Source organism: Bradyrhizobium sp. Cp5.3 (assembly GCF_000426265.1).
Lineage (GTDB): Bacteria > Pseudomonadota > Alphaproteobacteria > Rhizobiales > Xanthobacteraceae > Bradyrhizobium > Bradyrhizobium neotropicale.
This window is the reverse complement of sequence record NZ_AUFA01000024.1, coordinates 24975-50104: the sequence shown is the minus strand read 5'-3', so window position 1 is coordinate 50104 and position 25130 is coordinate 24975. Positions and strand designations below refer to the sequence as shown.

At 61.0% G+C, this 25130-nt stretch carries 25 protein-coding genes; 17 read left to right on the top strand and 8 right to left on the bottom strand.

Translation table 11 applies throughout. The annotated features are described in order from the left end of the window. The first annotated feature begins 39 nt into the window (after positions 1-39). The 4 genes from K289_RS48990 to K289_RS45275 all read left to right on the top strand — a co-directional run bounded on the left by K289_RS48990 (position 40) and on the right by K289_RS45275 (position 3307). The gene (locus K289_RS48990) at positions 40-549 is read left to right on the top strand and encodes an OsmC family protein (RefSeq protein WP_198024778.1); all 510 of its coding nucleotides are present in this window, start codon (positions 40-42) and stop codon (positions 547-549) included. Positions 550-782: 233 nt separating this feature from the next. After that, a complete protein-coding gene (locus K289_RS0127145; protein WP_063614202.1) occupies positions 783-1445 on the top strand; it encodes a peroxiredoxin-like family protein in 663 nt (220 codons plus the stop codon). 190 nt (positions 1446-1635) lie between these two features. Next, positions 1636-2595 (top strand): LysR family transcriptional regulator, encoded by a 960-nt coding sequence (locus tag K289_RS0127140; RefSeq protein ID WP_027554399.1) that lies wholly within the window; start codon positions 1636-1638, stop codon positions 2593-2595. A gap of 16 nt (positions 2596-2611) precedes the next feature. After that, entirely contained in the window at positions 2612-3307 is a 696-nt protein-coding gene (locus tag K289_RS45275) for a peroxiredoxin-like family protein (protein WP_035685968.1), read from the top strand. A gap of 408 nt (positions 3308-3715) precedes the next feature. Here K289_RS45275 and K289_RS0127130 read toward each other — a convergent pair whose 3' ends face one another. After that, on the bottom strand, positions 3716-3955 hold the full coding sequence (locus K289_RS0127130) for a hypothetical protein (RefSeq protein WP_156918205.1): 240 nt from the start codon (positions 3953-3955) through the stop codon (positions 3716-3718). 158 nt (positions 3956-4113) lie between these two features. On the opposite strand from K289_RS0127130, the gene K289_RS0127125 reads away from it, so the two are divergent. Continuing rightward, positions 4114-4743: a nitroreductase family protein gene (locus tag K289_RS0127125; protein WP_027554397.1), complete on the top strand. Its 630-nt coding sequence runs from the start codon at positions 4114-4116 to the stop codon at positions 4741-4743. A gap of 21 nt (positions 4744-4764) precedes the next feature. Then, positions 4765-5310, top strand: coding sequence for a carboxymuconolactone decarboxylase family protein (locus tag K289_RS0127120; protein WP_027554396.1), 546 nt, complete (start codon positions 4765-4767; stop codon positions 5308-5310). Positions 5311-5486: 176 nt separating this feature from the next. On the opposite strand, the gene K289_RS0127115 is transcribed toward K289_RS0127120, so the two are convergent. Continuing rightward, positions 5487-6173, bottom strand: coding sequence for an antibiotic biosynthesis monooxygenase (locus K289_RS0127115; RefSeq protein WP_027554395.1), 687 nt, complete (start codon positions 6171-6173; stop codon positions 5487-5489). Between the two features lie 407 nt (positions 6174-6580). Between K289_RS0127115 and K289_RS0127110 the strand changes: the two genes are divergently transcribed. Continuing rightward, a complete protein-coding gene (locus K289_RS0127110) occupies positions 6581-7498 on the top strand; it encodes an NADP-dependent oxidoreductase (RefSeq protein ID WP_027554394.1) in 918 nt (305 codons plus the stop codon). Between the two features lie 187 nt (positions 7499-7685). Further along, positions 7686-7967, top strand: a complete 282-nt coding sequence (locus K289_RS0127105) for a DUF427 domain-containing protein (protein WP_027554393.1) — start codon at positions 7686-7688, stop codon at positions 7965-7967. 387 nt (positions 7968-8354) lie between these two features. Here K289_RS0127105 and K289_RS0127100 read toward each other — a convergent pair whose 3' ends face one another. The 4 genes from K289_RS0127100 to K289_RS45265 form a co-directional block, all read right to left on the bottom strand. Further along, entirely contained in the window at positions 8355-8711 is a 357-nt protein-coding gene (locus K289_RS0127100; protein ID WP_027554392.1) for a hypothetical protein, read from the bottom strand. Between the two features lie 618 nt (positions 8712-9329). After that, entirely contained in the window at positions 9330-9749 is a 420-nt protein-coding gene (locus K289_RS0127095) for a cupin domain-containing protein (protein ID WP_027554391.1), read from the bottom strand. A 267-nt stretch (positions 9750-10016) separates the two neighbouring features. Next, positions 10017-10493 carry an MFS transporter gene (locus K289_RS45270; protein WP_027554390.1) on the bottom strand — a complete coding sequence of 159 codons (477 nt, stop codon included), beginning with the start codon at positions 10491-10493 and terminating at the stop codon, positions 10017-10019. 16 nt (positions 10494-10509) lie between these two features. Then, positions 10510-10851, bottom strand: coding sequence for a hypothetical protein (locus K289_RS45265; RefSeq protein WP_198024777.1), 342 nt, complete (start codon positions 10849-10851; stop codon positions 10510-10512). Between the two features lie 551 nt (positions 10852-11402). On the opposite strand from K289_RS45265, the gene K289_RS50715 reads away from it, so the two are divergent. Genes K289_RS50715 through K289_RS45260 form a run of 3 tightly spaced genes read left to right on the top strand, consistent with a single transcriptional unit; the run spans position 11403 to position 13502 of the window. Continuing rightward, positions 11403-11549: a hypothetical protein gene (locus tag K289_RS50715; RefSeq protein WP_156918203.1), complete on the top strand. Its 147-nt coding sequence runs from the start codon at positions 11403-11405 to the stop codon at positions 11547-11549. Continuing rightward, complete coding sequence (locus K289_RS0127075; RefSeq protein WP_027554389.1) at positions 11549-12025, top strand: redoxin domain-containing protein; 477 nt, start codon at positions 11549-11551, stop codon at positions 12023-12025. Before K289_RS50715 ends, K289_RS0127075 begins: the two co-directional genes overlap by 1 nt. Positions 12026-12059: 34 nt before the next feature. Then, positions 12060-13502, top strand: a complete 1443-nt coding sequence (locus K289_RS45260) for an MFS transporter (protein WP_035685929.1) — start codon at positions 12060-12062, stop codon at positions 13500-13502. Between the two features lie 315 nt (positions 13503-13817). Here the strand turns inward: K289_RS45260 and K289_RS0127065 are convergent, their stop codons facing one another. Continuing rightward, a complete protein-coding gene (locus K289_RS0127065) occupies positions 13818-14858 on the bottom strand; it encodes a hypothetical protein (protein ID WP_245284014.1) in 1041 nt (346 codons plus the stop codon). 1146 nt (positions 14859-16004) lie between these two features. Between K289_RS0127065 and K289_RS0127060 the strand changes: the two genes are divergently transcribed. From K289_RS0127060 to K289_RS47850, 6 genes are all read left to right on the top strand, one after another. Continuing rightward, a complete protein-coding gene (locus tag K289_RS0127060) occupies positions 16005-17153 on the top strand; it encodes an efflux RND transporter periplasmic adaptor subunit (RefSeq protein WP_371260861.1) in 1149 nt (382 codons plus the stop codon). Next, entirely contained in the window at positions 17150-20323 is a 3174-nt protein-coding gene (locus K289_RS0127055; protein WP_027554386.1) for an efflux RND transporter permease subunit, read from the top strand. Before K289_RS0127060 ends, K289_RS0127055 begins: the two co-directional genes overlap by 4 nt. 81 nt (positions 20324-20404) lie before the next feature. Beyond that, positions 20405-21322, top strand: coding sequence for an NADP-dependent oxidoreductase (locus K289_RS0127050; RefSeq protein WP_027554385.1), 918 nt, complete (start codon positions 20405-20407; stop codon positions 21320-21322). Positions 21323-21411: 89 nt separating this feature from the next. Beyond that, complete coding sequence (locus tag K289_RS0127045) at positions 21412-21867, top strand: (2Fe-2S)-binding protein (protein ID WP_027554384.1); 456 nt, start codon at positions 21412-21414, stop codon at positions 21865-21867. 4 nt (positions 21868-21871) lie between these two features. After that, complete coding sequence (locus K289_RS0127040; protein WP_027554383.1) at positions 21872-24079, top strand: xanthine dehydrogenase family protein molybdopterin-binding subunit; 2208 nt, start codon at positions 21872-21874, stop codon at positions 24077-24079. A 160-nt stretch (positions 24080-24239) separates the two neighbouring features. Further along, complete coding sequence (locus K289_RS47850) at positions 24240-24536, top strand: sigma factor-like helix-turn-helix DNA-binding protein (RefSeq protein ID WP_027554382.1); 297 nt, start codon at positions 24240-24242, stop codon at positions 24534-24536. Between the two features lie 127 nt (positions 24537-24663). Here K289_RS47850 and K289_RS0127030 read toward each other — a convergent pair whose 3' ends face one another. Beyond that, positions 24664-24906 (bottom strand): hypothetical protein, encoded by a 243-nt coding sequence (locus K289_RS0127030; RefSeq protein WP_156918202.1) that lies wholly within the window; start codon positions 24904-24906, stop codon positions 24664-24666. Positions 24907-25130 lie beyond the last annotated feature (224 nt).

Here is a 25130-nt window from a genome sequence, read left to right as displayed (position 1 = left end):
GCTTTGCATGACGCGCTCACTCCAATGGAAGGACACTCCATGATACCACAGGACAAGGCACCCAAGATCCGCGAAGTTGTCGTCGCAAACGACCCCGGCAATCAGGGCGCGCTGGTTGGCCATGTCGGCGCATCTCAGTTTCCTATCGGCGGTCCGGATGGCGTCGGCCAAATATCACCCGGTCCCAATCCTTACGACCTTCTCAGCGCATCTCTCGCGGCGTGCACCGCTATGACCGTTCGTTTTCGGGCTCGGCGCCGGAAACTTCCGTTGGAGAGGGTGGAAGTGCGCGTCAGCTTCCATCACAGCGCCCAGGGCGAAAGAGGTTCGTTCGAGCGCATTCTCGTGCTGGAGGGAGAACTCGATGCGCAACAGCGCGCATTCTTGTTGGAGGCCGCAAACCTCTGCCCCGTTGGCGAAATTCTCGGCATTAGTGCCGATATTCGTACACGCGCGGACGCCACTACTTCCGGCCGCAGCGCAGGCACTCAGGCCAGCTATGAAGATGATCTGGCTGAACTCCGGATCCCTTATATCGATCCGGATTGAGCGTCTCTCGGCAGTCGATCACTGCAGTTGGGGCGCGGCAGCCTATCAAACCCGCAGGGACTCAGGTTCCGTGCAATCCGTGGCTGGCACGAGACTTAGACCGAAGCTGTGGCATGGAGGCTCGCTCATGTCGAGCGAGAATATGTCAGATTTGCGTTTCGGCACTACCGCCAGACTGGCACCACCCCCAAGGTCAATAGTGAGGGCGGCCGAATACGGTGAGGATGACCGCAATGCGACTCCAAGATGAGCTCGATGTGCTTAGGGACAAGTGTTATGAAAACACCCCTGCGCATAGTAGGCGTGTCCGCCAGGAAGCCATCGACGACTTGGTCTCCTCGGGCATCGCCGAAAGAGCCATTCATGCGGGAGACTATGCTCCCGAATTCCGGCTGCGCGATCCCGATGGCAAAACGATTTCATCCTACTCCGTTTTAAACGGTGGCCCAGTTCTCATTGTCTTCTATAGGGGGGGATGGTGCCCCTATTGCAAGCTCGATTTGCACGCGATCCAGGCTGTCGCACGGGAACTTCGCTCATCGGGAGCGTCGATCATCGCGGTTTCCCAGCAGTCCGCGGACGAGAGCCGCTCCACTGAGCGAGTGAACGGCTTATCGTTCCCCAGCCTCGTCGACCGCGGCGGAAAGGTCGCTCGGGCGTTCGGCCTGCGCTGGAAGCTATCCTGGGAGTTGCGCGCAGCTGAAATAGAATGTGGTCTCGACCTCGCCGCCGTGAATGGCGAGTCGAGTTGGACACTGACGATGCCAGCTCTGTATGTAATAGGCCCCGAAGGGATCGTCGAGTACGCCGATATCAGCGCCGACTACACCCGACGCTGCGACCCAACCGAGCTCTTTCCCGTCCTTAGCCATATTCGCGCACGACTTGCACACTGATCCTCAGCAGTGGCCGGCTTTGGATTCCACAATGCGTGTCCGCTAGTCCAGGGACGTCCGACACGGGTTTCATCGTGCCAGCGCTAGTGGCAACGTGGCTTTAGGATATAGCGCCTCTGCGCGCCGCGTGTTGCTGCATTGCCATCACACGTGCTCAAGAGTGACCAGAATAGTTTGCGGTGAACGTCCAATGGAGCTCCACCAGGTTCGGTACTTTCTAGCTGTTGCGAGCGCGCTGAACTTCACGCGTGCTGCGCAGATGTGCAACGTCACGCAACCGGCGTTGACCAAGGGCGTGCAGAAGCTCGAGCAGGAGCTCGGGGGGCAGCTTATCTACCGAGAGCGTCAATTCACCCATCTCACTGATTTGGGGAAAGCGGTCCTTCCTATGCTCGAGCGCGCGCTTGCATCCACGGATGCTGTTCGACGCCGAGCGCGTGAGCTTCGGCAAAAGGAAGTAGCTCCATTAACCATCGGTCTCGCCCCGTCCATTTCCGCTTCGCTCGTTCTTGAGCCTATCGCTGAGATTCGCAAAGTCGTCCCTGGCCTCCATGTCGAGCTTCGAGAAGAACCGCCAAGCCGCCTAGTTGAGCTTCTGTTGGAGGGCGAAGTAAATCTCGCCTTGGTCGGTGATCTCGACGATAAGCCAGAACGAATCGACGATTGGGCGCTGTTCGAAGAGCGTTATGTCGCAGTGCTCGCCCCGTCGCATGAACTCGCGGGCCTTCCGGTGATCGGAATGGAAGCGCTTCGCCAAGCCACTATTTTGGATCGCTTCAACTGTGACGTAGCTCCGAAATTTCACCGTCTCTGCTTTCCCGACGCGCTGCCGCATTACAATCATCGCAGCAGCCGGGACCTGCACCTACAACATTTGGCGGCCGCGGGGTTCGGAATAGTCCTCGCCCCGGAGCATATGCCCCGGTTACCCTCCCTAAAGGCTCTTCCGATCGAGGGGGATCCGGTATGGCGAGAGGTCCGGCTTCTCGCCGTGCAGGGCCGCCGCTACTCACCGGCGCTTGACGCCTTCGTAAAGGTTGCGCGGCTGCGCGACTGGTCTCTTCACGCGGGATCGCCTCTCCAAACCGAGCATCGTGGCCACCTCGAAGCGAGCGGTATGTCCGCACGACTCGCATCGCCCATTTCTTGAGATGCCCGGTGTGCAGATGAACATCGAATTGAATTTAACCAAGACCCTCAATCAGGTGCGTAGCAAGCTTTTGGCCGGGTTCAGTGACACGGACCGGGAGGCGTACACCCATCTCGTCGAATTTCTTCGCAAGACTGATGTCGCGTCGGGCGCATTGCAGGTTGGTGATACGGCGCCAGACTTTCTCCTGCCCGATGTGCATGGGCGACTTCATTCGTCCGAACATCTTCGTGGTAAAGGGCCGCTCGTAGTTAGCTTTTATCGAGGTGGATGGTGCCCATTCTGCAATGCAGAGCTTCGCGCTCTTCAGGCGATTAAGGCCGAATTTGACAGTCTAAAGGCGAACCTTGTTGTGCTGTCGCCCGAGACCCGTGATCTGCCGAGGCAGCTCAAACGGCAGTTGAACCTCGACCTGACGATGCTCGCGGACGTCGACCATGCCGTGGCAATATCCTACGGCGTCCTATTTCGTATCCCTGACGAAACCAAGGCGTACTACGCGTGGCAAGGTTACGACTTCGGGCGCCGTCACGGGTCGACCGAGTGGATGCTGCCAATCCCGGCGACTTTCGTGATAGATCAAGGCGGCGTCGTCAGAAGCGCCTTCGCCGAGCCCGATTTTACGATCCGCCAAGAACCATCCGATATCCTCAACAAGGTTCGCCAACTTGCGAGATCTCAGGCTGGGGATGCCTCCGCATCCGACGAATGATGTCGGCCAGAGGACTCCGCTACCAGAGTGATCCTGCGAACCGGACTCACAATTTTGTTTCTGACAGGCTCCGTCGAGATAAAGATCAAAAGTTGCGTAGTCGTGCACTGCTGCGCTTGACGCGCTCAATCGAAACCCCAAGACGAAGTCACTCACTTTCTCCGCAGACATCTCGCGTGATTTGAGAGATGCGTTGCCCGATCCCGAGCGGCAGAGGTTGAAACTGATCGAGTGCCCCAGGTTGAAGCCGACCATGTCTGCTCCTGCCAATCCTCGCGCAAACGGGCGGTTGCGTCGTCCATCGTCGGATCGGCGAAAGCTCGCACCACATCGCCGTCCCACGGAGAGCACTTCGCTGTAGCCCTCTGTGATGGCTGCCGGCGCCGCCTTGAAATCGACTCTCTACATTCACGAGCGCTCCCTTTCGGCGTGAGGAGTAGATGTTTGTACCGCCGCGTTGATTTTGCGAGCCACGTCGATGGCATCGATTCCATAACCAAAGGTCATTGGTCCATCGAGTTTGGCCGCAATATTTTCGTTCGTGTGCAAAGGAATTCGGGAAGACGACGACCCGCCGTACAAAAACAGGGGGACGATGAAGGCAATCGTTGTGAAGAGCCGGCGGCGAGCGCGGGTGGCCGGCGCCATCCGGATCGTCCGACCACGTTCTATCAGACTCGCCGGGGTAATCTGGGAAACTACCCATGCCTCCGGCATGAGGTGTCGAACGGACTACATCGCCACAACATTTCCAGCGCATAGGAATCACCATGACTAACGGAATCACTAAGAATAACGGAATCGCAATGACCAACGGAATGACCAACGCCGTCATTGAATGTATCCTGAGCCGAAGCGCCGCCAAGTATTACGACCCCGCCGCCACCTTGAGCGACGACCAGATCCGCGAGCTGGTGCGAATCGGCACCACCGCGCCGACATCCTTCCACTTGCAGAACTGGCGCTTCATTGCCGTGCGCACGCCAGAAGCCAAGGCTCGGCTGAGTCCGATCGCTTGGAGTCAGCCCGCGATCACCGAAGCGGCCGTTACCTTCATCGTCTGCGGCCAGTTGGCCGATTCCAGCGTAGTACCAGAACGTCTAGCACCGCTGGTGGAAACAGGCATCATGCCGGCAGAGATGGTGGCGGAATGGGAAATCCCGGCGCGCGATCTGTACATGGAGTACCCGCAGCGCCAGCGCGACGAAGCAGTACGCACCGGCACCTTCGGCGCGGCGGCGATGATCTATGCGGCCCGTTCGCTGGGCTTGGGTTCGACGCCGATGATCGGTTTTGATGCCGACGCGGTGCACCGCGAGTTCGGGCTGACCAAGGACGAAGTCCCGGTCATGCTGTTGTCCGTAGGGGCGGAGCGTCCGGGAAATTGGCCGCAGAAGCCGCGCCGTCCGGTGGCCGATGTGCTGGATCTCGTGTAGTTATTGGTTACGGAGACTACGATGCCAAGAACAGCAGCTCTAAAGTCGGAACAGGTGCCGGCCGATTGCAAACCCACTCTCGATGCGTTCACCAAGAACATCGGGTTCACCCCAAATATGATGGCGACCTTCGCGCAGAGCCCGATCGCGTTCAACGCCTGGGCCACGCTGCTCGGCTCGTTGAGCAAGGCGCTCGACGTGAAGACCCGTGACAGCATCGGCCTTGCTGTCTCCGAAGTGAATGGCTGCAACTACTGCCTGACGGTTCACAGCTTTACGGCTGAGCATATGGCAAAGCTGCCGGCGGATGAAATCATTCTCGCTCGGAAGGGCCATGCCACCGACCCGAAGCGGGACGCCGCCGTCCGGTTTGCGCGCAAAGTCATCGAGACCCGAGGACATGTCAGCGACGCCGATCTGAAAGCCGTCCGCCATGCCGGCTACACGGATGCGAACGTCATGGAGATCGTCGCGCTGGTGGCCATGTACTCTCTGACGAACTTTTTCAATAACGTGTTCGATCCCGAGAAGGACTTTCCTGTCGTTACGCCAGCCGGGTCGCTCTAAACTTTACGGTCGCGTCGATCATCTCCGAGGTACCCTTGGGGGGTGTCGTGTGATGCGAGCGTGACGGCAAAACCCAGATGCACCCAGGAGAGATTCAAGGGAACGCGTCTGGGCTTTTCGGATGTGCCGACGGCCGCTCGCTGGGGCCGCGCTTCGGGTTCCTGGACGGAGCGGTGTCAGGCGTGGAGGGTCTCGCCGCCCTTGGCGTCTGCGTAATACTGAGGCGCTTCGCGACGGTCGTATTTCCCGTAGTCGCGCACGATGCGCACTCTCCGGACCCGCGCCTTGTCATTCGGCGCGGTAGTGTCCTCGTAGCCCTGCGCCGCAGCTGCGTTCTTCCAGGATATGAGCAGAATCAGATCGCCGGGCGTGAGCAAGGCCTCGAAGATGTCCCAGGACGTGCTGTCGGCGGCCCACGGATTCAGCCCGAGCCACTCGGCGCAATCGTACGGGTTGTTGGTCTGCTTCCACTCCGCGGGGCGAGTCGCGTTAATCAGCGTGACCGTCGTTCCCTCCCCGACTTCGGTCTCCTCGAGCCTCTGCTCCGCGAGGGCGTAGCCTGGCGGCACTTGATTGTCAGCAGTGATCTGGCCGACGCGCAGGTGGTAGTCAGCGAGGATTTCGTCGCGGCCCTTCTGCTGGACCTGGTGATGGCGCATGTGGGTGCGCCAGCGCACGAGCGACTTCTCGTCCCGCCAGTTCGAATGCGAAAGGGTCCAGCCCTCGCGGGTCAGGCTCTTGTAGCGGATGTTCTCGACGAAGCCCTCGACCTGCTCCAGCTCAGGGCGCAGTATCCTGGCGTAGTGGAGGTAGTCATCGAAGTTCCATTTATTGGGGAGCGTCTCGAAAATCACTGAAAACATGGTCGTGTCTCCCACCTAGAGTGCTTCGACGTAATCGATCTCGATGTCGAGGTGCCCGGGCCATGAATGTACTCGCAATTCCAATTGCAGCGAGCTGTACGCCGTCGGCCGCAGCCTCACGACCGCGCTCACCGCGACAGCGTTATTGGCAAGGAATCGACCCGTAAAGCTATGATTTCGATAACCGCGTGTAATGCGGGCGTGCCCAGAGGATAGGCACGTGCAACACCATCGCGGTCGCACGATACCTTTCGAAGGAGCAGATGTTTGTACCGCACGTTTGACTTTCGCGCGCTGTGTCGATGGCATCGATTCCATAGCTACCGGTCATTGGACCATCGAGCTTTGCGTCGTATTTTCCGTGGTCTGCGAAGGAATTCGAAAGATGACGACATAAGAGGTGGACGATGAAAGCGATCGCGGTAACGGCCCAGGCTGCGGGGACGGCCGGAATGAAGCTGGTGGAGCGGCCCGAGCCGCAGGCGGCGATAAACGACGTCGTCGTTCAGGTTCATGCGTCGGGATTCGTCGGAACTGAGCTGACGTGGCCCTCGACCTGGACAGATCGCCTCGATCGTGACCGAACACCGTCGATCCCTGGGCACGACCTGGCCGGAGTGGTCACCGCTCTCGGCTATGGCACGACAGGGCTGTCGGTCGGACAGCGAGTGTTCGGCCTCGCCGACTGGTATCGCGACGGCACCCTGGCGGAGTACGTAGCAGTCGAGGCACGCAACCTCGCGCCGCTGCCGGGCGACGTCGACTTCACAGTCGGCGCGAGCCTGCCGATCTCGGGCCTGACCGCGTGGCAGGGACTGTTCGTGCACGGCCGCCTTCAGGCGGGGCAGAGCGTCCTCGCGCACGGTGCGGCCGGCGCGGTCGGGTCGATGGTAACGCAGCTCGCACGCGAGGCCGGCGCTTACGTCATCGGCACCGGACGCGCCGCCGACCGTCAGAAGACGCTCGACTTCGGCGCGCAAGAGTTCGTCGACCTCGAGAACGACGCCCTGGAAGACGTCGGCGGCGTCGATTTGGTGTTCGATGTCATCGGCGGCGACATCGGGAAGCGGTCCGCAGCCCTGATTCGAGCCGGAGGAACCCTGGTGTCCATCGTCGGGCCGAGCGAGGCACGGCCCGACGACGGTCTGGCGGTCGACTTCGTTGTCGAGTCCGATCGCGCCCAACTGGGTGAGATCGTCCAGAGGGTACGAGACGGACGACTGCGGACGAACATCGGCACCGTCTCGACCTTCGATGACGCCGTCGCAGCCTTCAACCAGAAGAAGCGGATCAACGGGAAGACGATCATCCGCGTCCGTCCGTGAGCGACACGTGCCTATTGATGCACGCGGCTGAGCGGCGCTGCCCAGATCGGCACGTCACCTTCGAGGAAGAGGAAGTACGTAAGCCGGGTTTGCCCCCGCATTTGCGGACCACGCTATCTGGCGCCGACCGAGCGCATCGAGCCCAGGTTGTATCGGCTCGAGCTTATAGCATGGAAGGGAATGTGAAATGGCAGTCGCGACATGGAACGGGACAACGATAGCGGAATCGGACAAGACCGTTGTCGTTGAAGGCAACCACTACTTCCCGCCCGATTCGGTCAGTACACAATATCTTAGGAAAAGCATGACGACCAGCCGGTGTCCATGGAAGGGTCTTGCGAATTACTATTCGGTCATCGTCGACGGCAAAACTAATGAAGATGCGGCATGGTATTACGCCGCGCCCTCCGATGCAGCCGCGGCCATTAAAGGCTACATCGCATTCTGGAAAGGTGTGGATGTAAGGTAATGGACTGACCACCGTCCTGACGGCGGCTAAGGTCGGACCAGCGGACTGGACGTCAATTCGGTGGTACAGGAATTCAGTGTAACCTCTAGCCGCCCACTTGCCTGAGCGGCGCGAGCGACGTTTCGACGCTCGGCCTCTTGGGGCAAGGCCCCGCCGCGCAGGATGTAGGCGCCGCTTATCTCCGCCGACTCACGCCGCTGTCTTGCTCTGATCGAAGAGGTAGGTGGCCATACGTCGCTTCGATCGTGTCACTGGCTACGGTCTATTCAACCCCGATCGGCGCAACACACTTTTCTCGCGATCAAATCTGAAACGGGATACCGCGCCGAAATCGAATCGATCCTCACATCATAGTCCGCGTGTCGAGGTTCGCTCGCTGGGCGGCGCTCAGCTCGGGCGGACTGAGACTAAGGTCGTCGGCAAGATCGCAGCGGCGAGAACCCAGTAGGACCAGCCGTCAAGCCCAGTAAAATGGAAAGCGGAGGGGGCCGTGAGGGAGATCACAACCAATGCGCCGTGCAGCCAGAGATGCAGCCAGTAATGGATGACCCGGATGAGCTCCGTCGCGTGGTTCGTGAAAGCCGGCAGCAGTAGCGCAGTGACGCGGGTCACCACCGAAAACCACAGCGCGACAGGACTGCTCTCGCCCAGTTTCAGCCGGAATGGCGCGACCATCAAGACGATGGCAACAGGATAGTCGATTAGGTAGGTGTGGAGAGACTTTGTGATGAAGCGAAAGGACACGGCGCAACTCCTGCATGCTGGGCTGCTCGATCGAGTTCTTGGGACATCGAGAGTAGGGGGCCAGCGCACACGAACGGTGGATCGATCGTGGGCCACCCGTGCTGCCACCAAGTATCGATGAGGTGTGTGAGGAGGGTATTCCCGTCTGCGCACTGTTAGAAATGCCGGATCGCTATCGTTTTCATTCTCTCCGGCGCCAGGGTCTAAAGCTTTCAGACACAAACGACCCCCACGCAGGAGGTCAGACAAGCGCTCGATTAGAAACCTCTTTCATTGGTTCATTGGGACGCTCCCGGTTTGTCCATCGTAACTGATGTCAACCTAGCGCCGGCGGAGCGAGAGTCTTCCATAACATCGATTCTGAGAAAATCCTGTTCTGACCCCGTGTTCACAGGTCGTCCAAAGTAGCGTGAATCGACGCATTGTTTTCGTCATGGCCCCAATCACTCGGGGCGCCGTGCTCTTCGATCTGATATGCTTCGGTTGAGCCAAGCATCAGACAACGTAGTCGAGGTGCTTTTCGCGGGCGATTTGGCGGGCCGCCCGCTCGAATGAAAGCATGTTCTTGTCATCGTTACCCCCTCGAGGACCCTCGTTCCTCTCAATGCGTCCGAAGGTCTATTTGATGGGCGTGGTAAGAGGATTGTCATTGGTGTCGAGGACGAAAACAGCGAGCAGCTTCGCTGGCTCGGTCTTACTCGCGTTGCGGCTGATCGGATGGATCGCACCCGGTGATTCGGACCAGCTCTCGCCGGCCCGATAGATACGCGTCTCGCCGTCGTTCACTTTCGACTCGATCGCGCCCGAGATTACATAGGCGTAGATGAAAGCCGACTTCGCGTGGGTGTGGGACGGAGAAGCCGCGCCCGGCGCGTATTCGACCTCCACCGCGAGCAGCGACTTTCCTGGGATATTGGGAATGGCCGCCTCGAAGTTCTTCGTGACGGTTTCCGTTTTGCCATCATGGGCCGAGATGGGGCCGACTATCGAGATGACGAGGGGCGTGCAGGCGGCTGCGATGATGGTTCGGATCTTCATTGGCTTTCTCCTTCTTCCGATAGGTCGGTCTTGTTCTTCATTGTTTCCTCCCGGCCTTACCGACCTGCGCCGAACGGGTCAGTCATCGCGGGATGAAGTCGACGTGGGCCCCGGCTCGATAATGAACACCGCGAGCGTTGCGAGAACGCAGGCGAGCGCTGCGACAGCCTTCGCCATGTGGAACCCCAAGAATAGCTGAGGACCGCCCTGCTGCAGGACGCCGCGAGCAGGGTGATAGTGAAGAGCGCCCCGGTGCGCGAGACCGCGCTATTGACGCCAGACGCAGTTCTCGCGCGATCGGATTCGACGGACGTGAGAACGAGAGTTGTCAACGGCGCGATCGCCAGGCTCATGCCCAGCGCCAGCAACAGGAAGGGGGAAGATGTTCGCCCAATAGGTCGTGTTCGGACCGACGCCGACCGCGATGGCGTATCCCAAGGCGACGACGGCACCGCCGGCGAACAATGGCAAGCGCCGGCCGAACCGGCGGCAAAGTATACCAGCGAGCGGCGAGACGGCAGTAATCAGCACCTGCAGGAGAATGAAGGCCAGGCCCGCCACCAACGTCGGCAGGTGCGCGCCCCGGATCATCTCGAACGGGATCAAGGTTAGCATGACCGTGAACGGCCCGTAGAGGAGCGCGGTGAACAGGTTCGCGCCGACGACCGACCGCGAGGTGAAGAGGGCCGTAGGCTCGGAGAGCGCCTGGCTGCGGTCGGTCAGGATTAGGGACGCGCTGCTCACGACGTAATCCCTCGGTTTAGGTCGCGCGATTTGCGGCGCGCGAGCTCATTGACCGGCAGCTTGAAGCCGCGCAATCCGTCTCCACCAGCCGCTTGGCTAACTTGCGGACGTAGGTCTCAACGAAAATGTCGAATGCGTCGATCAGCAATCCTTTGTTGTGCGTCTTTTTATCCGAAATGAAATAATCAGGTCCGTTCTCCAAACGGAGGGCGGTGTCGACGTGGATGTGCCTCGGGTGTAGCGGGGTATTGAGCGCCAGGTCGAAGGGATCGTCATCCTTGCTACGATACTTACGGTCGTATCCCTTGTTAACGAGTCGCGAAACCGCCCACACGACACCAGCTACTTTTAATCTCATCCAAAACTCCTGGCGACACTCCTGGCGCCTGTCGGGCGATGCTAAGCCGGTGGTTTTCCCTGGGGAAATATCCGACTGTTATGGTTTCCATTCCGACGCGCTCACGGCGGCGATAAGGTGTCGACGGCGTAGTAGAGACGGCCGCTGCTCTGGTCTCCAGCCGGCGAAGTGCGTTCGCTTCTCCGTCGCACCTGGAAGATCAGCCGGGCCAACCGTACCGGCGTCGAGCGACACCAGTGACACATCATCGGCGCCATGCCCGCTTATCAGTTCAGGAGCGGATAGCCGCGCGTCTGCGCGCAGGCCGCGACGAGATTGATTGCCGGCACAGCGACTGAACGGGTGGAAGTCTCTGCAGATGCGGCTAGTAGCGTCTCTCGCTACGGCATCACGCCAGCTCGGCTAGCGGCAATAACGATCGTCTATCGACTCTATGGCGAATGGTGATTTCCTTTCGCCGGCGTTCCGGGGTCATTCTCCAAACCATCGTCGTAGACTTTCGGTGCCGCGACCGACACGCGATGCCGGATTGAGAAGCCAGGAGGCTCGATATGCAAAGCTACGACGTAATTGACGTCGTCACGCCTGTCGGAGGTAGGATCAGCGAAGTTACCTTATTCCAGGATGCGACGGCCGTTCTGCGGGAACTGCGAGCGGTTTTGGGCGACTGGCAGTTCAAACAACGAGACCAACTGTGATGCTGCAAAATGGCGACGTCTTTCCCTCTCTTACCTTTGCTCGCGTCGGTGGCGGCGAAATCCGTTTGCCTGCCGATCTGGCCGGTTGGTTCGGCGTGGTCCTATTCCACCGCGGTTCCTGGTGCCCGTACTGCAATGCCCAACTTGCCGCTTTCGCGCGAGCGGCGGACAAATTCGCTGGGGAGGGCATCAAGGTCGTCTCGGTATCGGTAGACGATCGGGAAAAGTCGGAGATGCTCGTCGAAAAGCACAAACTCGGTTTCCCGGTTGCTTACGGCGCCAACGCGCGAGCCGTTTCCGCAGTCACCGGCGCATTCGTCAATGACGATCCCGTCTGTCTCCAGGCAACCGGCTTCGTCCTTAATCCCGAAGGCCGGGTGGTGACGGCCGTCTATTCGACCCGCGCGATCGGCCGTCTGATGCCCGACGATGTGCTCGGTTTTGTCCGCCATCTCAAATCTTTGGCAAAGAACTGAAGAGCGGCGGCAGATTAGCGGGGGAGGTCGATGAATGGCGCAGCCGTTTGTAGAGCCGTGCAGCCGCGGCGTTATCGATGCGGAATTGTGCCCGGCAGAGCTCGGGCGGGGAGAGCCGGGTCGGCATCGGGGCATGGTGCTGGCCGCCTGCGTGCTCGCATCCTCGATGGCGTTCATCGATGGGACGGCGCTGCCCGTCGCGTTGCCGACATTGCGTGCTGATCTCGGTGCCGACCTCGCCTCCGTACAATGGGTTCTCAATGGGTATATGCTGGCGCTTGCCTCGCTGACATTGATCGGCGGCGCGCTCGCCGATGTTTACGGCAAGGCGCGCATGCTCGCGCTCGGTTGCGTCCTGTTCGGTCTGGCGTCCGCGGCTTGCGCGCTGGCGCCGTCGCCCGCTTGGTTGATCGCTGCGCGCGTCGTTCAGGGAGCGGCCGCTGCAATCGTCACCCCTGCCAGTCTCGCCCTGATCGGGGCCACCTATCCGCGCGCGGAGCGAAATCGAGCGATCGGCGTATGGGCTGCGACATCGGCTCTCACCACCGCCGGAGGTCCTGTCCTGGGCGGCTGGCTGACCGAGACCCTGGGCTGGCCATCCGTGTTCTGGATCAACCCGCCGCTCGCGCTCGTAGCAGTGGGAGTTCTGCTGGTCTTCGCGCCCGAAGATGGCCGCATCCAGCGCCGCTTCGACGTGATCGGCGCCACGATCCTGGCTTCGGCGCTCGGGGCGCTCGCCTGGGCGCTCAGCCAGATCGGACCTAGTGAAGCTCAGGGCGCCGCGGACGCTCCGGCCCGGACAGGCACGGCGCTCGCGATCGTCGCCGGCCTCGGCATTGTCGGGCTCGCGGTCTACGCGTTCTGGGAGCGCAGAAGCGAACACCCGATGACGCCACCCCGCCTTGTTGAGAACCACGCCTTCCTCGGGCTGAACGTCGCGACCCTGATGATCTATACGGGGATTTCGATCATGTTCTTCCTGCTACCTTTTGATCTCGTCGATCGCCGTGCCCTGTCGTCGACCGATGCCGGGCTGGTATTTCTGCCCTTCACGCTCGGCGTGGGACTCCTGTCGAATGTCTTCGGCGGGTTGGCGGACAAGATTGGCGCGCGGACCATGCTCATCGCGGGACCGGCAGGTGCCGCACTGGCATATGTTTGGATGGCGCTCGGTCAGAAGGAATCCTTGATGCTTGGCGTTATCGCACCCATGACGCTGCTTGGACTGTCCTTCGCAGTGCTTGTGGCACCGCTCACCGCGTCCGTCATGTCGAGCGTTGACCAGACGAACGAAGGGCTCGCCTCCGGCATCAACAATGCGGCGAGCCGGATTGCGCAGCTTGTCGGCGTGGCACTGGCCGCCGGTGTCGCGTCTTTCGAATCTGGCTACGAGATCGGTCTCGCCGTAGCCGCCGCGACCTCGATTGGCGGCGCCTTTACGGCCGCAATAACCCCGACGCCGGCTGCCATCAGCTAAGGCGTATACGTGAGAAAGCGATAGCGCGCTTTAGGTGGCTATAACGTAGGCGTAGTACCCCCATCGTGCCGTAGACATACGAAGCGGCGGAGCATGAAGCGGATCGGGTCAGGATTTCCCTGCTAACTCTCCATCGTCGGTCGCCCGACGCTGGTCATCGCTTGGCTGCGCCACAAGACGAGACGCACGGTTCTTTCCCGGCGCGTCAACATGAAACCAAGTAAGAATAATTCTCAGACCGCGCGCCATCCAGGTCGGGGATTCCCGCGCATTGCGCAGAACGGAGTAAGCGACTGCGATAATCACGTTCGCAAGTCACGAAACCAATGCACCGATCCTGACGCCGGACATTCCCGCGATGATCGCGGCCGCGACGATGGCGCTCATCGCGACGCTGACACCCCAAAGGCGATCGGCATTGCGTTGATCGACACCGTGTGCGATCAGCACCACTCTCAGCCCGGAAGCAAGGTGGCTCAGGACGAAGAAGGCGCCGAGCGCGTAGTGAGGCAGCAGACGGATATTCCATGCGTCATGAATGAGCCCAGTCGGGGCTCCGATCGCGAAATTCCAATCCGTCGGTATGCCGAGAACGCCTCGCGCGTAGACGAAGACCGAATCCATGTGGCCGAGAATGAACAGTGAGAGATAAGTTCCCGAAGCGACCTGATAGGTCCGCTGGAAGTCATGCGCCGCGGCGCTCCAGCGCCATGCCAGAAAGAGGCCGGTGCCGATCTGGAAAAGCATGGCCGCCACCAACAACGGTTCACCTACGGCAGAGCGATAGACCACGCGTCCGACCTTCATAACGGCCGCATGCGCATCCGGCCCTATCAAGCCGAACAGATGATTGGTGAGATGAAACACCACATACAGGGACAGGACCGCGGCCGTTACCCCGTGGACAACCCGCCAACCCCCGACTGCAGGCACAGCTGCAGCGATCGGATATCGAGCGGACTGCGACCAGATCGCGCTCGCGAGCCAAATCGCGCACCAGACGACCTCGTCGGGAATAGGGCTCTTGATCATGGTCTGGAAAACGCCGAGAAAGACATAGAGCGTTGGCGACACAACGCTGGCATAGGCGAGGCGTCTTGAACTGAGATCGGACGTGGGTCGACAAGCCAGTGCTATCCCAAGAAACGGCACGACGAACGCAACGATCAGGATGAAGATCGCGCTGGCGAGTGCGAGCGGTGGCAGGCTTGCGGCTTGCGTGCCGACGATGGCATGAAAAGCATTGAGGAGAAATGGATAACAAATCGCCGCCGCTGCGGGAAGCAGAGCCAAATAGTCAAAGCGCTTCCCAAGAAATCCTCTGCGATTCTGCGGGCGAACGAATGCTTCCATCATCAACCTATAGAGTCACAACAAAGAAGCCGTTGTGCGAGACGACTTCCAGGACAGGTTTGAGAACCCACCTTCACGTACTGCGTTGCGACCGTGCATGGACTCCCTATTGTTTCGATGACCACATAAACTCACACATTGTCAAAGAACGTTCACGAAAAGGAAGGCAGAGTCGTTCATCGCTTCTCAATTGTCGTCCCATTTCTCAGCCGGGTTCTGTGGCCGAAATGCCACCTCTCGCTTACAAAGATAATTCGTGAGATGTCTCTTTTGGCGATCACCGTCGTCGTTGAGCCAGTGAACGCTCCGATCGGTGTCAAAGCAAGGGGCGAAGGTAGCTTCAGCCGAAGCTGGTGGTCTCCTGAGTGATCTTCGAATGCGTTGGCACGCAAAATGACCAATTCGTCCAAGAGGCGCTAGATCGTGAAAATGCATTTGAGTTATTTATGCGAAGCATGACTGACCCACAGTGCCCTGCGCGCTTCTTGCTGTTCTCGCGCGCCATTTGCGAACTTCTCTCGGGGCTCACGGCTCAATTTCGCGGCACCAGTTGTGCAAACCGCGACGGCAATGATTGCTGATAGGCGACTGAATGCGGCTTAGACGTCGCTGCAGAATATGGCCGTCGGTTTCAAGGTGCGATGTGGCTCGTTGCATGCCTCGCTACGGCATCACGCCGCGCGGCAAGCGGCAATAACGATTGTCTATCGACTCCATGGCGAGAGGTGATTTCCCTCGCCCACGTTGCAAGGTCACTCTCCGAAGCATCGCCGTACCGAAACATTCAGTGCCAAAACCGACACGCGGAACACGATGCCAGATTGAGAAGCCAGGAGGCTCGTGATGCAAAGCAACGACGCAATTGAAGTCGTCGCGCCTCTTGGCGGTGGGGTCAGCCAAGTAACCCTTTTCCCAAATGCGGCTGCCAAATCAAGTCGGAGGTCGGTGTCGGAACAGTGGCGCGAGTGATGCTGCCGGCTGTATCGAGACCGGCCGACGGTAACGGTGTCGACCTGTCCAATTCAATTGCAACATTCTAGGTCCTTGGAGACGGAAGTGAGTGCGACTGACAGAACGGAGTATCCGGCTCCGGCGACGCGGCTCGATCGCGGTCCGTTCCGCCGACTTCCACGATACGCCGGCGCACCGATCGGTATGCTGTTCGCGCTGGCGCTCGCCGGCTGCCACGGGAAGGCGCAATCGCAAGCGGCCGCGCCTCCGCCGCCGGTGACGGTGGCCCAACCGATCAAACGGACCGTCATCGACTGGGACGAGTTCACCGGCCGCTTCGAGGCGGTCGAGGAGGTCCAGGTCCGCGCCCGCGTCGGCGGCTTTGTCACCAATGTCGAGTTCAAGGACGGCGACATGGTGCATGCCGGCGACCTGCTTTACATCATCGACCCGCGGCCGTTCGAGGCGGTGGCCGAGCAAGCCAATGGCCAGCTTGCCGACGCCCGGGCAAAGACCGAGCTTGCCAAGCGCGAGCTCGATCGCGGCCTGACCCTTGTCCAGACCAGCGCAGTCTCCGAACAGGTCGTCGACCAGCGCCGCGAGGCACTGCAGGCCGCGCACGCCGCCGAGATCCGGGCGGAGGGCGCGCTGAAGGCGGCCCAGCTCAACGTCGAATTCACCCATGTGGTGGCGCCAATTAGCGGCCGTATCAGCCGCCATCTCGTCAGTGTCGGCAATCTCGTCAGCGGCAGTGACAATGGCGCATCCACATTGCTGACCACCATCGTGTCAATGGATCCCATCTACATTTATTTCGATGTCGACGAGGCGACCTACCTGAAGAACAACAAGCTGTGGTTCGAGGGCAAGCGGCCGAGTTCACGCGATACGCCCAATCCGATGCAAGTAGCGCTGACCGGCGAAACCAAGCCTTCGCACGAGGGCCACATGGATTTCATCGACAACCGGCTCGATGTCTCCACCGGCACGCTGCGCAGCCGCGCGATCATCCCAAACCACGATCTGTCCATCCTGCCCGGCCAGTTCGGCCGCGTCCGGCTGATTGGCTCCTCGCCCTATGAGTCGCTGCTTTTGCCGGATACCGCTATAGCCACCGACCAGTCGCGCAAGATCGTATTCGTGGTCAAGGACGACAACACGGTGGAGGCAAGGCCGGTGGTGCTCGGGCCGCTCGATGAGGGGCTGCGCGTGATTCGCGAGGGCCTCAGGGCGGAGGATCACGTCATCGTCAGCGGGCTGCAGCGTGCCCGCGTCGGCGCCAAGGTGACGCCGAAAATGGCGCAGTCGCCGGCAGGCGAGAAGGCTCCGGCAGGTGCCAAGCCATGAATCTCGGAAGGCTCTCCATCAACCAGCCCATCCTGGCGATGGTGCTGTCGATCGTGCTCGTGATTGTCGGCGCGATCGCCTACCAGACGCTGCCGGTCTCGGAATATCCGCAAGTGGTGCCGCCGACCGTCACGGTCACCACGCAATATCCGGGCGCTTCGGCGCAGACCGTGTCCGACACCGTTGCCGCGCCGATCGAGCAGGAGATCAACGGCGTTGAGGACATGCTGTATCTCTACAGTCAGGCGACCTCGAACGGCCAGCTCACCATTACCGTCACCTTCAAGCTCGGCACCGACCTCGACAAGGCCCAGGTGTTGGTGCAGAACCGCGTCGCGATCGCGCAGCCGCGGCTGCCCGCAGAGGTGCAGCGCAATGGCGTCACCACGCGCAAGAACTCGCCCGACATCCTGATGGTTGTGTTCATGCTGTCGCCTGACGACACTTTCGACCAGCTCTACATCTCCAACTATGCGCTGCTCCAGGTTCGCGACCAGTTGCTGCGGATCGACGGCGTCGGCGACATCCAGATGTTCGGCGCGCGCGATTACTCGATGCGGCTGTGGCTCGATCCCGACCGGATCGCCAATCTCGGTCTGACCTCGACCGAGGTGCTGGCAGCGATCCGCGCGCAGAACTTGCAGATCGCGGGCGGACAGATCGCGGAGCCGCCGATTGCCGATCGCGCATTCCAGCCGAACCTGGTCTTCACCGGCCGCCTCAAGGATATCAGGCAGTTTGAGGACATCGTGGTGAAGGCCGGCTCGGACGGCCGTACCGTGCGGCTGCGCGACGTTGCCCGCGTCGAACTCGGTGCGCTGTCCTACGCCACCAACAGCTTAATCTTGCGCAAGACGGCCGTCGCAATGGTGGTGACGCAACGGCCCGGATCGAACGCGCTCTCGACCGCCAAGCATATCTCCGACACGATGGCGCAGCTCAAGACGAGCTTCCAGAAGGGCCTCGACTACAATATCGGCTACAACCCCACCGAATTCATCGCTCAGTCTATCCGTGAGCTGATCAAGACGATCTATGAGGCGATGGCGCTCGTCGTCATCGTGGTGCTCGTGTTTCTGCAGGGCTGGCGACCGGCGATCATTCCGATCATCGCGATCCCGGTGTCGCTGGTCGGCACCTTTGCGGTGATGGCGGCGCTCGGATTCTCCATCAACAATCTCACTCTGTTCGGTCTGGTTCTCGCGGTCGGCATCGTGGTCGACGACGCCATCGTGGTGGTCGAGAATGTCGAGCGGCATCTCGAGCACGGTATGAGCCGGCGGGAGGCAGCGCTCAAGACGATGGAGGAGGTGGGTGGCGCGCTGGTCTCGATCGCGCTGGTGCTGTGCGCGGTGTTCGTGCCGACGGCGTTCCTGGGCGGCATTTCCGGGCAGTTCTTCCAGCAATTCGCGGTCACCATTGCGGTCGCGACCGCGATCTCCTGCTTCTGCTCGCTGACGCTGTCGCCGGCGCTTGCCTCGCAGATCCTGGTGCCGCACGAGGAGAAGCGTCCGCCGGCGCGCTGGAACATCATCGCGCGCGGCTGGGAGAGCTTCACCGCGCTGTTCAACCGCATCTTCGACGGCCTAGCGCACGGCTATGCGGCGGCCGCCGACTTCGTGATCCGGCATTCGGCGGTGATGCTCCTGATCTATGTGGCGCTGATCGGCAGCGCGGGCTGGCTGATCGTGACCACGCCGCAGGGCTTCATTCCCGCGCAGGATCGCGGTTACCTCATCATCTCGGTGCAATTGCCGGGCGCCGCGTCGTTGGCGCGGACCACCGCGGTGGTCCGCGAGATCGAGCGGATTGCGCTGGACACGCCCGGCATCGTCCGCGTCGGGGCATTTGCCGGGTTTTCCGGCGCGACGCGCACGCAGGCAGGCAACGCCGCGGCATTGTTCCCGGTGTTCGACGAGCCGGAGGCGCGGGTGAAGAAGGGGCTGACGGCAACCGCGATCACCGCCGAACTGCGCAAGCGGTTGTCGGTGATTCAGGGCGCTTTCATCATCGTCATTCCGCCGCCCGCGGTGCCGGGCATCGGCACCGGCGGCGGCTTCACCATCCGTATCCAGGATCGGCAAGGGCGCGGCCCTGAGCTGCTGGCGGCCGCGACCGACGAACTCGTCGCCGCCGCGCGGAAGTCGCCAAACCTGACTTCCGTCTTCTCGCCGTACTCTGCAAACACGCCGCAGTTATTCGTCGACATCGATCGCGTCAAGGCGCAGAAGCTCGGCGTTCCCATCGCCAATATCAATGACACGATCCAGACCTATTTCGGCTCGACCTACGTCAACGACTTCAATTTGTTCGGTCGCACCTATCACGTGACCGCGCAGGCCGACCTGCCATTCCGCAAGGAGACCACCGATCTTACGCGGCTGCGGACCCGTAACGCCGCAGGCGATATGGTGATGCTCGGTAGCGTCGTGGACTTTAAGAACATCTCGGGCCCCGATCGTGTCGCGCGCTACAATCTCTACTCGGCGTCCGAACTGCAGGGTGAGCCGGCGCCGGGCGTAAGCTCGACGACGGCGCTCAACACCATCAAGAAGCTCGCCGACGAAACATTGCCGAGCGGCTTTTCCCTCGAATGGACCGATCTGTCCTATCAACAGGTGACGGGTGGCAATGCCGGCCTCTATGTGTTCCCGATCTGTGTGCTGTTCGTCTATCTGGTGCTGGCGGCGCAATATGGCAGCTGGACGCTGCCGTTCGCGGTGATCTTGATCGTGCCGATGTGCCTGTTTGCGGCCACCATCGGCGTGCGCATCATGGGCCAGGACGTCAACATCCTGACCCAGATCGGTTTCGTGGTGCTGGTGGGACTTGCCGCCAAGAACGCGATCCTGATCGTCGAGTTCGCGCGCGACATCGAGCGCGAGGGCAGGCCGCGGCTGGAGGCCGTCATCGAGGCCTGCCGGCTCCGCCTGCGGCCGATCCTGATGACGTCGTTCGCGTTCATCCTTGGCGTGCTGCCGCTAGTGCTGTCGACCGGTTCCGGCTCCGAGATGCGCCAGGCGGTCGGAGTAGCCGTGTTCTTCGGCATGCTCGGCGTTACGCTGTTCGGCCTGATCTTCACGCCGATCTTCTACATGGTGGTGCGCAACCTCGCGGAAGGCAAGAACGAGGGCAAGCCCACCCAAACGATGGCGGCCGCGGCGGAGTGAGTTGCGGTGACGCCGATGCGCGACGGGTTTTCCATCCTTGCAGCATTCCACCAGAGACAAATGACCGAGGAGATAATTCCCATGAAGGCAATCGTTGTGACGGACCAGGCGTCGGGAACGGCCGGGATGAAGCTGGTGGAGCGGCCAGAGCCGCAGGCAGCGATAAACGACGTCGTCGTTCAGGTTCATGCGTCGGGATTCACCTGGGATGAGTTGACGTGGCCCCCGACCTGGACCGATCGCCTCGACCGCGACCGAACACCGTCGATCCCCGGTCACGAACTGGCTGGAGTGGTCACCGCACTCGGCTATGGCACGACGGGGCTGTCGGTGGGACAACGGGTGTTCGGCCTCACGGACTGGACTCGCGACGGCACCCTGGCCGAGTATGTGGCAGTCGAGGCGCGCAACCTCGCGCCGCTGCCAGGCGACGTCGACTTCACCGTGGGCGCGAGCCTGCCGATGCCGGGCCTGACCGCATGGCAGGGACTGTTCGAGCACGGTCGCCTTCGGGCAGGGCAGCGCGTCCTCGCGCACGGCGCGGCCGGCGTAGTCGGTTCGATGGTAACCCAGCTCGCACGTGAGGCCGGAGCCTACGTCATCGGCACCGGACGCGCCGCCGACCGTCAGGCGGTACTCGACTTCGGCGCGCAGGAGTTCACCGACCTCGAGAACGACGCCCTGGAAGACGTCGGCTCAGTCGATCTGGTTTTCGATGTCTTCGGCGGTGCCATCGGGAAGCGGTCCGCAGCCCTGATTCGAGCCGGAGGAACGTTGGTGACCATCGCCGGCCCGACCGAGGCGCGGCCCGCCGACGGCTTGGCGGTCGACTTCGTTGTCGAGTCCGATCGTGCCCAACTGGGTGAGATCGTCCAGCGGGTGCGGGACGAGCGACTGCGGACGAACGTCGGCACCATCGCGACCCTCGACGATGCCGTCGCCGCCTTCAACCGGACCGAGCGACGCAAGGGAAAGACCATCATCCGCGTTCGTCCGTAGGGACACGTGCCCATTGATGCATGCAGTCGGCCGGCGCGGTCCGGGTCGACCGGCTGCGTCCTGTCAGCCCTAGCCACCGAGAGGCATCCATGGCTTTCACGTTAAAGATCAACGGCACACCCCATGAGGTCGATGTCGACGGCGACACCCCGCTGCTGTGGGTGCTGCGCGATGTGCTCGGTATGACCGGGACCAAGTTCGGCTGCGGCCAGGCGCTGTGCGGCGCCTGCACCGTGCATGTCGACAGCCAGGCGGTCCGCTCCTGCCAGACACCGGTCGACAGCGTCGGCGAAAGCGCAGTCACCACGATCGAGGCGATCGGCCAGGCGCCGCAGGGCGCAGCCTTGCAGAAGGCGTGGCTGGAGCTGGAGGTGGTGCAGTGCGGCTACTGCCAGTCCGGCCAGATCATGTCGGCGGCGGCGCTGCTGAAGGACACGCCGAAGCCGACGGATAACGACATCGACGCCGCCATGTCGGGGAATGTCTGCCGATGCGGAACCTATCAGCGCATCCGCGCTGCGATCAAGCGCGCTGCGGGAGTTTGAGATCATGGATGAGCTTATTCTGAGAGAGCAGATCGCCGATGAAGCAGCGATGTCACGGCGCGCCTTTCTACAGGGCGCAGGCTTGCTGCTTGGTTTTGCGCTGACCGGTGCAAGCACCGAATCCGTCTTCGCGGCGCCTGCTTCGCGGGTGGTCGAAAACGAGGTCACGGGTACTTTCGCGCCGAACGGATTTATACGGATCAATCCAACCGGCGCCGTGACACTGGTCATGCCGATGGCCGAGATCGGACAGGGGGTTTACACGGCGCTCTCAATGCTTCTCGCTGAAGAACTGGAAGTGAAGCTTGACCAGATTGAGGTTCAGCATGCGCCGGCAAATGATGCGCTTTACGCCAACCCGTTCCTGCACATTCAAACTACAGGTGCTTCCTCCTCTGTTCGCGCCTTCTGGACGCCGCTGCGTCAGGCAGGCGCAGTGGGTCGTAATCTGCTGATTGCGGCTGCTGCCAAGCGCTGGAATGTCGATCCAGCGACTTGCCATGCCAAGAACGGCGTCGTGTTCGATGCGTCAGGCTCGAAGCATCTGAGCTACGGCGAACTTGCGAAGGCTGCGGCGAAATTGCCTGTGCCGCCTGCAGCAAACGTGAAATTGAAGGATCCAAAGGATTTCGCCCTGATCGGCACGCGTGCCAAGCGCGTGGATTCATCGATAAAGGTCGATGGGCGCGCGCTCTACGGCATCGACACGCGATTGCCGGGAATGAAGGTCGCCGCGGTTGCTATTTCGCCTGTGCTCGGTGGCAAGGCGAAAACGGTGGACGAGAAGGCCGCGCTGGCAGTGAAGGGCGTCCGGCAGGTGGTCAATATCGATGAAGCTGTTGCCGTGGTGGCGGATCACATGGGTGCGGCGAAGAAGGGGTTGGAGGTTGCCGCCATCACGTGGGACGACGGGCCGAATGGCAAGGTCAGAAACGCCGATATCGTCAAGCAATTGGAGGAAGAATCCAAAAAGTCGGGCGCGGTTGCCCGTAACGATGGCGATGCAGGGAAGGCTCTTGCGGAGGCGGCGCAACGACTCGAAGCCGTCTATCAGGTGCCTTTCCTGGCCCATGCGACGATGGAGCCGATGAACTGTACTGTTCATCTTCAGAAGGATCGCTGCGACATCTGGGTCGGGACGCAGGCGATGGCGCTCACGCAGTCTCAGGTGGTCGAACTCACCGGCCTGCCAAAGGATGCGATCAAAATTCATAATCATCTGATTGGCGGTGGCTTCGGCCGAAGGCTGGAGGCCGATGGCACGGTGCTTGCCGTCAAGATCGCCAAGCACGTCGATGGCCCGGTGAAGGTGATCTGGAGCCGCGAGGAAGACATCCAGCACGATATGTATCGGCCGTACTACTTCGATCGGCTGTCGGCCGGACTTGATGCGGTCGGCAAGCCGGTTGCCTGGACGCATCGGATCGCCGGCTCCTCAATCGCCGCTCGCTATATTCCCTATTGGTTCAAGGACGGATTGGACCTCGATGCCGTAGAAGCCGCGGCCGAGCCGCCCTATGCGCTGCCCAATATCCACGTCGACTATGTCCGGGTCGAGCCCCCTGGTGTCCGCACGGCTTTCTGGCGCGGCGTCGGACCGACTCACAATGTTTTTGTGGTCGAAAGCTTCATGGATGAACTCGCGCATGCTGCGAAGCAGGATCCTGTCGCTTATCGCAAGGGATTGCTTGGTCACAATCCGCGAGCGCTTGCTGTTCTGTCCCTTGCTGCCGAAAAAGCAGGCTGGGGATCACAACTTCCCACCCGGCATGGCCACGGAATCTCGGTACAATTCGCATTCGGAAGTTACTTGTCGGCAGTCGCTGAGGTCGAAGTGGCGGCCGACGGCTCTGTCAAAGTCAAGCGGATCGTCTGTGCGGTTGATTGCGGCATGTACGTCAATCCCGATACGATCGAAGCACAGGTTCAGGGTGGAACGCTTTTCGGGCTGACCGCCGCGCTCCATGGCTCGATCACCTTCAAGGATGGACGGGTCGAGCAGAGCAATTTCGACAGCTATCTGCCGATGCGTATCAACGAGGTGCCGGTGGTGGAGACGCACTTGATTAAGAACGCAGAGGCTCCGGGTGGCATTGGTGAGGCTCCGACGGCCATTGTCGGTGCTGCAGTGACCAATGCGATCTTCGCCGCGACCGGCAAGCGCGTGCGCAGCCTGCCGGTCGATACGGATTCGCTGAAGTCGTCGTCTTAGTCCTTGCCCGTCATCCAGTGTGCGTGTCAGCGCGCACGGAATGACGCTCCGGAGCCGAGTGGCCCGAATGGGAAGACTCCGTGAGATAAACCCTTCCAGGGATTGGTCTCAGATAGTGCGGCGCTGCGAGGGTAGCAAGGAGTTGCTCCAGGAGTGATAGATGGCCGACGGTGCGGTCCGAAACATCCTGGAGCGGTCGATAGATGAGTTGCCCGATGAGCTGCGCACCGTGTTCGTGGCCCGCGTTGTCGACGGCATGACGCCGGGGCAGTGTGACGAGTTGTCTGCACTCACATCGGAGACGGTAGAGGCACGTCTGCACAACGCCCGAAGCTTGCTGGATGAAGTGCTTGTACGCCAGTTCAGTCCCGCCTTCGGTGGCGTCCATCAGCTTGACGATAGCCGTTCCGAGCGCACTACGAACGCAGTAATGGACCAGCTTTTCCCTCGCCGGTGAAGCGCCGCAACATGAAGGCGGCCAAGCTGGCTCGTCGGTTCTGTCGCAAACCCTTCAAAGGCTGCAGCGGTTCACCGCCCTTTCTGCCCATTGGGCGCGCGTCGGTCGCATGGGCGGTTGGGTGCACCTAAGCAACGACGGAATTAGCGCCCGGCGACGCCTCGAGCCCGCGGAACCGGTAGATCACGTCACTGGCTAGATAGGCGTTCCTCACGATGCAATCGACCGCTTGTCGTACCTCGTCCAGGTCCAGCGGTCGATGATCCAGAAAGCGCCGAAGGGTCTGTGCGCTGGCGACTATCGTCGCAATGCGTTGCGTTGCTTCAGCAATATTGTCTGATGCGGCGCCCAAATGTCCAGTGTCGATCATACTGCTCTCCATTGCATTTCAGAGCGAAGCACAAGACCGCGAAGGTCGGTCTGAAGGTGAGCATCCCACGAATGATCTAGCTCCTCTTGGAGGGATTTGATCCGGCCCGGAGGCTCTTGCTTTTTTACCGGGAGGTTTGATCAATTGTTGCGTCGGGATCAGCACTGCCAATAGGCGAAAAGAGTTCCGTCAGTTGCGGTGATTGCGTGGGTACTCCGCGCGGT